The organism is Pseudomonas sp. FP1154, from assembly GCF_030687245.1.
GTDB classification, from domain to species: Bacteria; Pseudomonadota; Gammaproteobacteria; order Pseudomonadales; family Pseudomonadaceae; genus Aquipseudomonas; species Aquipseudomonas rhizophila.
In genome coordinates, this window is sequence record NZ_CP117465.1 from 4,386,957 (window position 1) to 4,397,694 (window position 10,738).

At 59.0% G+C, this 10,738-nt stretch carries 10 protein-coding genes and 1 pseudogene; 5 read left to right on the forward strand and 6 right to left on the reverse strand.

Annotated elements, in window-relative coordinates:
- Window positions 1-152 precede the first annotated feature (152 nt).
- The 5 genes and pseudogenes from PSH91_RS19675 to PSH91_RS19695 form a co-directional block, all read right to left on the reverse strand.
- A complete protein-coding gene (locus PSH91_RS19675) occupies window positions 153-554 on the reverse strand; it encodes a hypothetical protein (protein ID WP_047230478.1) in 402 nt (133 codons plus the stop codon).
- Window positions 555-926, reverse strand: a complete 372-nt coding sequence (locus PSH91_RS19680) for a hypothetical protein (RefSeq protein ID WP_003179080.1) — start codon at window positions 924-926, stop codon at window positions 555-557.
- Window positions 923-1,264, reverse strand: a complete 342-nt coding sequence (locus PSH91_RS19685; protein WP_047230480.1) for a helix-turn-helix domain-containing protein — start codon at window positions 1,262-1,264, stop codon at window positions 923-925. The genes PSH91_RS19680 and PSH91_RS19685 overlap by 4 nt, the downstream gene beginning before the upstream one ends.
- A gap of 113 nt (window positions 1,265-1,377) precedes the next feature.
- Window positions 1,378-1,833: a YkvA family protein gene (locus PSH91_RS19690; RefSeq protein ID WP_047230476.1), complete on the reverse strand. Its 456-nt coding sequence runs from the start codon at window positions 1,831-1,833 to the stop codon at window positions 1,378-1,380.
- 292 nt (window positions 1,834-2,125) lie between these two features.
- Window positions 2,126-2,840: pseudogene (locus PSH91_RS19695) on the reverse strand (FKBP-type peptidyl-prolyl cis-trans isomerase).
- Between the two features lie 271 nt (window positions 2,841-3,111).
- On the opposite strand from PSH91_RS19695, the gene PSH91_RS19700 reads away from it, so the two are divergent.
- Together PSH91_RS19700 and PSH91_RS19705 are read left to right on the forward strand one after the other, a co-directional pair.
- On the forward strand, window positions 3,112-4,917 hold the full coding sequence (locus PSH91_RS19700; protein WP_047230474.1) for a di-heme-cytochrome C peroxidase: 1,806 nt from the start codon (window positions 3,112-3,114) through the stop codon (window positions 4,915-4,917).
- A gap of 31 nt (window positions 4,918-4,948) precedes the next feature.
- Window positions 4,949-6,085 (forward strand): catalase family protein, encoded by a 1,137-nt coding sequence (locus PSH91_RS19705; protein WP_288913221.1) that lies wholly within the window; start codon window positions 4,949-4,951, stop codon window positions 6,083-6,085.
- A 91-nt stretch (window positions 6,086-6,176) separates the two neighbouring features.
- Here the strand turns inward: PSH91_RS19705 and PSH91_RS19710 are convergent, their stop codons facing one another.
- Window positions 6,177-7,094, reverse strand: a complete 918-nt coding sequence (locus PSH91_RS19710; protein ID WP_076383779.1) for a LysR substrate-binding domain-containing protein — start codon at window positions 7,092-7,094, stop codon at window positions 6,177-6,179.
- A 187-nt stretch (window positions 7,095-7,281) separates the two neighbouring features.
- Between PSH91_RS19710 and PSH91_RS19715 the strand changes: the two genes are divergently transcribed.
- From PSH91_RS19715 to PSH91_RS19725, 3 genes are all read left to right on the forward strand, one after another.
- Window positions 7,282-8,802, forward strand: a complete 1,521-nt coding sequence (locus tag PSH91_RS19715; protein ID WP_047230471.1) for an ABC transporter substrate-binding protein — start codon at window positions 7,282-7,284, stop codon at window positions 8,800-8,802.
- Window positions 8,803-8,904: 102 nt separating this feature from the next.
- Complete coding sequence (locus PSH91_RS19720) at window positions 8,905-9,822, forward strand: ABC transporter permease (RefSeq protein WP_047230470.1); 918 nt, start codon at window positions 8,905-8,907, stop codon at window positions 9,820-9,822.
- Between the two features lie 9 nt (window positions 9,823-9,831).
- Window positions 9,832-10,734 carry an ABC transporter permease gene (locus PSH91_RS19725; protein WP_047230469.1) on the forward strand — a complete coding sequence of 301 codons (903 nt, stop codon included), beginning with the start codon at window positions 9,832-9,834 and terminating at the stop codon, window positions 10,732-10,734.
- The last annotated feature ends 4 nt before the right edge of the window (window positions 10,735-10,738 follow it).

A 10,738-nucleotide genomic window follows, 5' to 3' on the forward strand; every position in this document is an offset into this window, starting at 1 on the left:
CAGCACTCAGGGAGCGCGAGACTTTGCCGGGGATGCCTGGGGAAATAAGTCAGGTAAGGAGGCGGTGAATGTAGGGCGATTCGCTAAATAGCCCCACTCGACAAACGAACAGCCGAAAGGAAAGAAGGGTTCAAAAATGCCTGTGGATAAAACTACTGGTCGTAGCCTTCGAGCGCTTTGAGCTTGACCTCCGCCAACGGATGGCCGGCTTTTGCCGCCAAACCCCACCAGCGCGCCGCTTCTATCGGATCCGGCGCCTTGCTGGCGGAACCGGCCAGGCTGATCACACCGACTTGATAGGCAGCCTTGCCATCACCGGCCAGCGCCGCCAGGCGCAACAGGCGAACACCTTCTTCCCGGGCACCCAGGCCCTGGCCGCGGAACGTCAGGATATGCCCATAGAAACTTTGCGCGCCGACGTCCCCCAGGTTCGCCATGCGGGCAAATTGACCTTCCAGCCAGGACCAGCCACGGGGCTGTCGAACAAACCAGGACCAATGAAACAATCGACGCGCCAGCCAGTAACCGGCCCGCGCCTTGATGCGCCAGAGCATTCAGGCCTCCGCTGATTCGGGGTACTCGTATTCGAATACCCGGACCACTTCCGAGGCGTGCCAGGAAGCGGCCGCGACACCATCGGAAGGCCCGGAAAAGCGCCCAAGACGCTCAACGCACTCGAAGAAGCCGGTACGCGGCAACCGGCTTGCCCCCTGGCTGATGACCAACGAACTTCGCAGCGGCTGTTCAGCCCGGGCATCCAGTGCTGCCAAGTGTTCAAGGGCCGCAGTCAAGGTCTGCATGGCCGGGCTGGGAAGCTGCAAACGCTCCAGCAAGGCCCGGTACGTCAACAAATGGCGCTGGCGACGCGCCTGATCCAGTTCACCCAACAACCCATCCCAATGCTGCCGACTGATACGAACACTCACGATTGATCCCTCCAACCCGGCACCGTCAACTCCCAGGCCAAACTGCGCCGAATCGCGGCATCGGGCTGACGCTCGCCACTTTCGATCATGGCCAGATAAGACGGGCTTATACCTACTGTGCGGGCCAACGCCTCAATGGCGATGCCCTTCCCTTCGCGCAAACTGCGTAGTTGATCCAGACCAGGAAGAACCTGGCCGGGTGCCGCCGCATGACGGACTGTGGCTTCCTGCGGCGGAGCTTGATTGATGCCGGCTACCTTCAATAGCGACTGGTACTGATCCCACGGTAAAACCGCGTATTCGGGCTCTCCGTCGCGTGTGATTATTTGAATATCCATGTCTACCCCGTAGGACAACAACACTTAGCGAGTCAGCTTTTTCCTTGGAAGTGTAATCCTAATAGCGGCTAAGGTCGCGGGGCGATCAATCTCATAAGGCAAACACAACCGGATCAGTGCTTTTTCTGCCCTTGGAGCTGGAGCTGTTCCGGGGTGTCGGGAAGCCGCTCGACTTGAGCGAGCTTTTCGGGGGATTGCCGATAACGCCAGGCGCGGAAGGCTTCGAGTTCACTGTCGAGGGTCTTCATGATCCACGCCAGTACGGCGATATCGTCAATCATGCCGAACATGGGCAGGAAATCCGGAATCGCGTCCAGGGGGCTGAGGAAGTACATCAGCCCGGCCACGATCGACAGCAGCGACTTGGCGCTGACGGCCCGATATTCGCCACGCCAGTAGGCCAGGCACAGGGCCTGCAGCAAACGCAGATCCTCCTTGAGCTTGCCTAACCGACCGCCCTCTCGGGCGCCTTTGCTGGCGACGGCAAACAACAACGTCGGCAATCGACCGCGGGCCAGCAGTCGTCCTGCCAGCGGCAGAAAACGCGCAAAATTCCACGGAGCCTTCATGTTTTCTCCCACTGAAATGTTATCCACACAAATTGTGGATAACCTTGTGAACAGAGCTGCATTTACGCGCTGAAGCCCCCGTCAAATAAGGCCCCCAGTCAGATCGGGCGTTTTTTACTCACATAAAAAAACCCAATATTTCATTGACTTGACGGCCCGACTGGGTCTAGCACAGCGTCTGTATTGCCTATGACTATAACCCGCGCCGAGCGTTCGGTTTTTTGCCGTTTACCAACGCCCGGATACGACAACGCCCCGCATAAGCGAGGCGTTGTCGTTATAGCAGCCGAGGTTACTTGGCTGCGTCTTCTTTTGCCGGATCCTTGATCGCCAGCAGTTCCAGGTCAAACACCAGAACCGAATTGGCGGGGATGGCCGGGCTCGGGCTTTGGGCGCCGTAGGCCAGTTCGCTCGGGATGTACAGTTTGTACTTCTCGCCGACATGCATCAGTTGCAGGCCTTCGACCCAACCCGGGATCACACCGCTGACCGGCAGGTCAATCGGGCTGCCACGCTCCACGGAGCTGTCGAACACCTTACCGTCAGTCAACTTACCGGGTGTAGTGAACAGTCACGACATCAGTCGGCTTAGGCTGAGGGCCGTCGGCTTTCTTGACCACTTCGTACTGCAGGCCGGAAGCGGTGGTGGTAACACCTTCCTTCTTGCCGTTTTCCTCGAGGAATTTCTTGCCGGCGGCTGCCGACTCTTCGCTCATCTTGGCCATACGCTCTTCGGCACGCTTTTGCAGTGCGGCAAAGGCTTCGACCAGTTCTTCGTCTTTCAGCTTCTGTTCTTTCTTGCCGACGGCATCTTCGATGCCCTGGGCCACTGCTTTGGAATCCAGGTCATCCATACCTTCCTGAGCCAGGCTTTTGCCCATGTTCAGACCAATGCCGTAGGAAGCTTTCTGCGCCGGGGTTTTCAGCTCTACGCTGGTCTGCGAGTCACAACCCGCGAGTACCAGGCCAACCAGGGCCACCGCCGCCGCCAACCGATGCTGTTTCATGCTATTTCCTTGTTCATGCGCCAAAAGGGCAATCGAGTAAAGCCGCGAGCTTATCAGGCGGCCACGACCAATGGCTACCGGCATGTGAGCAGCAAAGCACTGATAAGTTCACGGTCCCAAACGCTTTTTAATCCTGGGCGGATGAAGCATCTGTCATCTATTACGTACAGGGACAAATTGCCACTCCCCCGCAGCCCCATCGGTAATGGCCACTTGCCGGCCACGCGGCACTGAGGCATAAGGGCATATCAAAAAAAACAAGGACGTTACTGTGCGCCTGCTATCTCGCCTTCTCTTGTTGCTCCTTGCGCTGCTCGTCATTGCCGTGGCCGTGGTGCTCTATTACGTTGCCAATCCTCGTCTGCCGACCTATACACCGGTGGAACAGGTGCATTATCTGGATCAATGGAGCGCCGCCGAACGCCAGACGTACTATTTCACCCCTCAGGGCACTCAAGTCAAAGGCCTGCGCTACGACTGGTTCACCGCCCTCGAATTGCCGTTCTCGCAACAGCGCTTCGCTTCGCCTGAATACCTGGCTCGATTCGGCTTTCTGGTGGACCCGGCGCAGAAACCCTCGGCGGACAATCCCGGCAATCTGCCCGTAGGTTTCACCCGCCACCAGAATCCGGGCAGCGCCGACCAGTTCCTGGATATCACCTGCGCCGCCTGTCACACCGGTGAGCTGCGCTTCAAGGGCCAGGCGATACGGATCGACGGGGGCTCGGCCCAGCACGTCCTGCCTTCCAGCGTTCCTACATTACGCGGTGGCAGTTTCGGACAAGCATTGGTCGCCAGCCTGGCCTCGACCTACTACAACCCCTGGAAATTCGAACGCTTTGCCCGCCAGGTACTGGGGCAGGACTACGACGCCCGCCATGAACAGCTGCGCAAATCATTCAAAGCCTCCTTGGATACATTCTTGCGCGTGGCCTGGAACGACACTCATCGCGGCCTCTACCCCACCGAAGAAGGACCTGGCCGTACAGATGCCTTTGGACGGATTGCCAATGCCAGCTTCGGCGATGCCATCTCCGACAAGAATTACCGGGTCGCCAACGCACCTGTGGATTACCCGCAGTTGTGGGACATATGGACATTCGACTGGGTGCAGTGGAACGGTTCGGCCCAGCAACCGATGGCCCGCAACGTCGGCGAAGCACTGGGTGTCGGCGCCACGTTGAATTTCTTCGACGCCCAGGGCAAACCATTGCAAGGTGATGCGCGATACCCCTCCAGCGTGCGCGTTCGCGATCTGCACAAGATTGAAGAAACCCTGCAGTTGCTCAAGGCCCCGGAGTGGCCTCAGGAACTGCTTGGCGCTATCGATATGCCGTTGGCCGCACAAGGCCGGGCGCTGTTCGTCGAAAACTGTGCCGGCTGCCATGTCCCCAACGTGGTTCAAGGTCCTGACAGGCCCGTCCAGCACCTGAACATGTTGCCGGTGAAGGTGATCGGCACCGATCCGGGTACCGCTAACAACATTGCCGACCACCGTTTCGATCTGACCAGCCTGCAATGGAATCCGGCCGAACTGGCCAAACTGGACGTACAACTGCATCCGACCCCGACGACGCCGCTGGATTTGAGCCAGGTTTCAGTCGCCAAAGGCTTGGCCTACGTTACCGCGTTCGTGGAAGAGCGGGCTTACCGTGACGCGGGCGTCACACCGCTGGAGCGTCCGGCGCTGGACGGTTTTGGCCTGCCCATCGGCGTGCGCGAGCTGCGCGCCTACAAAGCCCGGCCCCTGGCTGGCGTCTGGGCCACGCCGCCCTTCCTGCATAACGGCTCGGTGCCGACGATCTATCAGTTGCTGTCCCCTCAGGACGAACGGGCGATCACCTTCTATAAAGGCAGCTTCGAATACGACCCACGGCACCTGGGCTATCGCACAGAAGCCTTCACGAATGGCTTTTTGTTCGACACCCGGATTACCGGCAACCACAACAGTGGTCATGAGTTTCGCGCTGGTGAGCGGGGTAACGGCGTGATCGGTCGGCTGCTGCAGCCACAGGAACGCTGGGCGTTGCTGGAGTACCTCAAGGTACTGGGCGGGCCGCTGGAGTCGCAACTGTGATGATGAACCCCTCAGGCAAAAGGATTGACCCATGCTGATTACGCTCTGGCTGCGCCTCGGCGCCTTTTTGGGCAAGACGCTCCTGTGGTTGCTGGGCATCGGGCTGCTCGGCTGGGCGCTGGCCACGGCCTGGTTCGCCTGGCAACACAGCGGGCCGGTCTCGGATAAAGAGCAGATTCCACCCGGCGAAGCGGCCATGACCCAGGACATCATCCAGACCGCCATCCGTATCGTCGATCAGCACCGCGAAGGCACGCGCTACCTGCGTGATGCCCATGCCAAAGCCCACGGCTGCGTCATGGCGCAAGTGCAGGTGCCGGACAATCTGCCAGCACCGTTGCGCCAGGGTGTATTTGCCGAGCCGGGGAAGGTCTGGCAAGCGACGATTCGCTTGTCCAACGGCAACGCCTACCCACAGTTCGACAGCCTGCGCGATGCGCGAGGGATGGCGATCAAGCTGCTGGGCGTGCCGGGCAAACAATTGCTGGGGGACCGACTGTCACAAGGTGAACAGGATTTTGTGATGTTCAATCATCCGAACTTCTTCGTCAGCGATGTCGCCGAATATCGTCAGAATGTAGCCGCCCAGGCCGATGGAAAAAAGGCGATGGCGTTCTTTCCGAGCCTGGATCCCCGGAGCTGGCAGATCCGCCACCTGTTCATCGCCCTGGAGACACTTTCACCGGCCCCTGACAGCCCGACCCAGACCACGTATTTTTCGGTATCGCCCTACAAGTTTGGCGAGGCCAACGCGAAATTTCGCGTAGCGCCCGACCCGGATAACTGCCCGAGCTACACCCTGCCCGCACAAAACCAGGCACTGCCGAATTTCTTGCGAAGTGCACTGACGCAACAGTTATCCACAGACCGGATACCGGCGTGTTTTGTCCTGCAGATCCAGCGCCAGGACCCGAGCAAGTTCATGCCGATCGAAGACACCAGTATTGAATGGCGAGAAAGTGACGCACCGTTCGAGACAGTGGCGCGAATCACCGTGCCGGCCCAGGATTTCGATACGCCCAAGCTGAACCTGGCCTGCGACAACCAGTCCTTCAACCCGTGGTTCGGCATTGAGGCCCATCGCCCCATCGGCGGCATCAACCGTTTGCGCAAAGCGGTGTATGAGGCGGTCAGCGATTACCGTCATAGCCGCAATGCCGAGCAGTAAATAACGGAGCGTGGGATTCAATCTTTTTTTTGGGGCTGCTGCGCAGCCCATCGGGGATAAGCGAACAGCCTTGCGCCGTTGCCTCGCCACTTCAACCGTGCTTGGTGTTCACCAGTTCTGCAATCAGAAAATCCTTGAACGCAGAAACCGCCGCCGGCAAATTGCGTCCAGCCATGCTTTGCAGTTCGATGCGCCGTGCCTGCATCCCTTCATCCAGAATTGGCAGGCACTGCAACTGCTTGTCCGCCACCTGTTTGTGCAAGGTCATCTCGCTGGCCAGGCTAATGACGCCTTCCTCGCGGACGAAGCTGTAAAGCGCGGCCACGTAATTGGTGGTCAGTACCGGATCGAACAACAACCCCTGTACACCACAACAAATGTCGAACAGTTGCCGTATCGTGGTATCGGCCTTGGGCAACGCAATGGGCCAGGGTTGCAACTCGGCGAGGCTGACCGCTTCACGCCCGGCCAAGGGGTGGGAATTGGAAACCACCGCAAAAATCGCCCCGCTCAAGACATGTTCAACCTTGATTTCCTTCTGCGGTGACAAGCTGAAGGTCATCGCCAGATCGGCTTCGCCGGAACGTACTTTTTCAGTCGCTTGCGCAGGCGCGCAAACCTCCAATGTGAAATGGATGCCCTGGTACTCACGCCTGAATGCGCTGATGCTCCTGGGCATGTACTCCAATGCAAAACCTTCCGAGCAGGCGACATGCACATGCCCCCGCTGCAAGCCATGCAGCTCGGTAATTTCCAGCACCACCTGCTCTGCCTCAAGTTGCGACTTGCGCGCATATGCCGCCAATCGCGTCCCGGCCTCGCTGAGCACCATGCCTCGGGCACGACGCTCAAACAGGCTGGCATCCAGAGCCAACTCAAGCTTGGAAATCTGTCGGCTCACCGCTGACGCCGCAACATTGAGCCGCAGCGAAGCTTCACTGACCGATCCGCACCTGGCTACTTCCAGGAAATAGCGCAATGCCGTGGACTGCACGCCATACAGCTGCATCGGAACCTCCGAGCATTGCCTTTTTGGCAAAGAAAGTATCGAAAGATTGTACTTGTGGCATTGATAGCCTTTCCCTACATTCGTGTCCAGACCAAAAAAAACATCGCCTGAGCTTCTCCTCCTCATTTACCGCATTTGCGATTCGCTGCCCTTTGATTCAACCACTCTCGCCAACGGAGACGACGGCATGGGCATCAAAGGTTTCGCCTGCAGTATCGCGCTGATGGGTTTGATCAACAGCTTTGCGGCTCATGCCGACAAAGCCAACGACACCCTGGTTTACGCTTCCGACAGCGAACCTGAAAACGTCAGCCCCTATCACAACGATCTCCGCGAAGGAGTGATTCTCGGCCGGCTGATCTGGGACAACCTGATCTACCGCGATCCCACCAGCGGCGAATACAAACCCATGCTGGCCACCGGTTGGAAACAGGTCGACGACACCACCATCGACCTTGAGCTGCGCAAAGGCGTCAAATTTCACAACGGCGACCCCTTCACCGCCGACGACGTGGTGTTCACCCTCAACTACGTGGTGTCGCCCGAAGCGAAAGTCGTGACCGTGCAAAACGTAGACTGGATCAAGAGCGCCGAAAAAACCGGTGACTACAGTGTCCGCCTGTATTTGAAGAAGCCTTTCCCTCCTGCGCTGGAATACCTGTCCAACGCCGTTCCGATGTTCCCCAAGCAATACTTCGAGAAGGTCGGCCTGGCCGAATTCAGTCGCAAGCCAGTGGGCACCGGACCGTATAAGGCCCTGTCGGTGGTGGCCGGCGAAGGCGTGAGCATGGCGATCAACAAGGACTACTTTGCGGACAGCCCACAAGGCAAGCCACATATCGCTCACCTCAAGTTTCGGGTAATCCCGGATGCAGAAACTCGCCTGGCCGAGTTGATGACCGGCGGTGTCGACTGGATCTGGCGCGTCACCTCGGATCAGGCAATCGACCTCAAAGGTATACCGAACCTCACCGTGACCAGCGCCGAAACCATGCGCATCGGTTTCCTGATTCTTGATGCTCGAGGCACCTCCAGCGAAAACTCGCCAATGAAAAACCTCAAGGTGCGTCAAGCGATCAACCATGCAATCAACCGCGAGGCACTGGCGACGCAGTTGGTGGGTGGCGAAGCCAAGCCCTTACAGGTTGCGTGTTATCCACGCCAGTTCGGTTGCGATACCTCTGCGGCCACTGTCTACAACTTTGACCCGGCCAAAGCCCGCGCGCTGCTCGCCGAGGCCGGTTACCCAAATGGCTTCGAGACGGAAATATTCGCTTATCGCGACCGTGATTACGTCGAAGCCATCATCGGCAACCTGCGCGCGGTGGGCATCAACGCCAAGCTGCGCTACTTGAAGTACGCCGCCCTACGAGATCAGCAACGTGGCGGTAAGGTGCCCATGTCGTTCCAGGCCTGGGGCTCGTTCTCGATCCTCGACACTTCGGCGTCGGCCGGCACCTGGTTCAAGGGCAATCCGGACGACAACATCAAAGACCCGCAAGTCCAAAACTGGTTGCAGAGCGCCGATAACGCCCTCGATCCGCAAGTGCGCAAGGACAACTACCGCAAGGCGTTGCAGCGCATCAGCGAACAGGCGTACTGGGCCCCGCTGTTCAACTACTCGATGAACTACGCCTACACCTCCGAACTGGCATTCACGCCGTATCCGGATGAACTGCCGCGTTTCGTTCAGTCCAGTTGGAAGTAATCCGCAACCGGGCGGATTGAGCGAGCGATTCCGTGGCGCGTGGGCCAGCCCCCCACGGCCACGTCCTCCACCTGTCATCCATTGAACATGAGGAAACTTGCCATGCTTGGGTTCCTTCTACGCCGTCTGGGCATCGCTTTTTGCGTCGCCATTACCGTGTCGGTGATCAGCTTCTCTCTGTTGCATCTGTCCGGCGACCTGGCCACGGCCATTGGCGGGCCGGAAGCCACCAGCGAACAGATCGAACAGATCCGTGTGCAATACGGCTTGAACAAACCGCTTCCCACCCAGTACGTCAACTGGCTGGGCGGTTTGCTGCGGCTGGACCTGGGCAACTCCTTTTTCTTTCAGGAGTCGGTCTATAACCTCGTCGCCAGCCGTTTGCCGATTACTCTCGGATTAGGTGCCATGGCGCTGGGAATCGCCTTGCTGGTGGCGATTCCCCTGGGCGTACTGGCCGCGATCAAACGCGACACCTGGGTTGATCGACTGGCCTTGAGCATCGCGGTACTGGGCCAGGCAATGCCCAGCTTCTGGTTTGCGCTGATGTTGATCGTAGTGTTTGCGGTGACGCTCAAGTGGCTGCCAGTCTCCGGCAACTCAAGCATGCTGCATTTCGTCATGCCGGCCATTGCCTTGGGGTACTACGCAACGCCGGCCATCATGCGCCTGACCCGCGCAGGCATGCTGGATGTGCTCAGTTGCGATTACATCCGCACCGCTCGCGCCAAGGGGCTGCGCCCTGCGCAGGTGTTGTTCAAGCATGCATTGCGCAATGCATTGATTCCGGTCGTCGCACTGGCAGCGGTGGAGTTCGGCTTCATGCTCGGCGGTTCGGTGGTGATCGAAACCGTGTTTTCCCTGCAAGGCATCGGACAACTCGCCTGGGACGCCATCGCCCGTGACGACTTCCCGGTAGTCCAGGCCGTGGTCCTGTTGATTGCGGTGATCTACATCATCCTCACCTTGCTGGCCGATGTGCTCAACGCACTGCTCGACCCGCGCATTCGCGTGCGCTAGGAGCCCTTCATGAGTACCCCCGTTACCCTCGCGATCAACGACTACCTGCCCCCACCAAGTAGCCTGAGCCGGGTGCTTGGCAAAAGCTTTCGCCACCGCGGCTTCGCCATCGGCAGTGCGTTGCTGCTGATCATTTTTGCTGGTGCGCTGTTCGCGCCATGGCTGGCGCCTTATGACCCTTATGCGCAAGACGTGATGTTGCGCATGAAGCCTCCGGTCTGGATGGCTAACGGCACTTGGGAATATGTCTTGGGCACCGACAAGCTGGGCCGCGATTACCTCTCACGGTTGCTCTACGGCGCCCGTATTTCACTGTTTATCGGCGTTGCGGCGGCGCTGATTTCCGGCGTCATCGGCACCGTCATGGGTCTGCTGGCCGGTTACTACGGTGGCAAGGTGGATGCGTTTATCAGCTACCTGATCACCACTCGGCTGGCGCTGCCTGTGGTCATGGTGGCCCTGGCCTCTGCCTCGTTGATGGGCGGCTCGCTGAAGGTGGTGATCATTCTGCTCGGTTGCCTGCTCTGGGACCGCTTCGCCGTGGTGGTTCGGGCCTCGGTGCAACAAATTCGCGATGCCGAATATGTTGCCTCGGCACAAGCCCTGGGCTGTTCGACCCTGCGCATTCTGGTCAGTGAAATCCTGCCCAATCTGGTTGGCGCGCTGATCGTGGTCGCGACCCTGGAAATGGCCCACGCGATCCTGCTGGAGTCAGCGCTGTCGTTCCTCGGGGTGGGCGTACAACCGCCGACGCCGTCCTGGGGACTGATGATCGCAGAGGGCAAACCCTACATGTTCTTTTCCCCGTGGGTCATCGCCATCCCAGGCATCGCCCTGATGATTCTGGTGCTGGGCATCAATCTGGTCGGCGACGGCCTGCGCGATCTGATCCTGCCCGATGGCCGCAACTGAGACT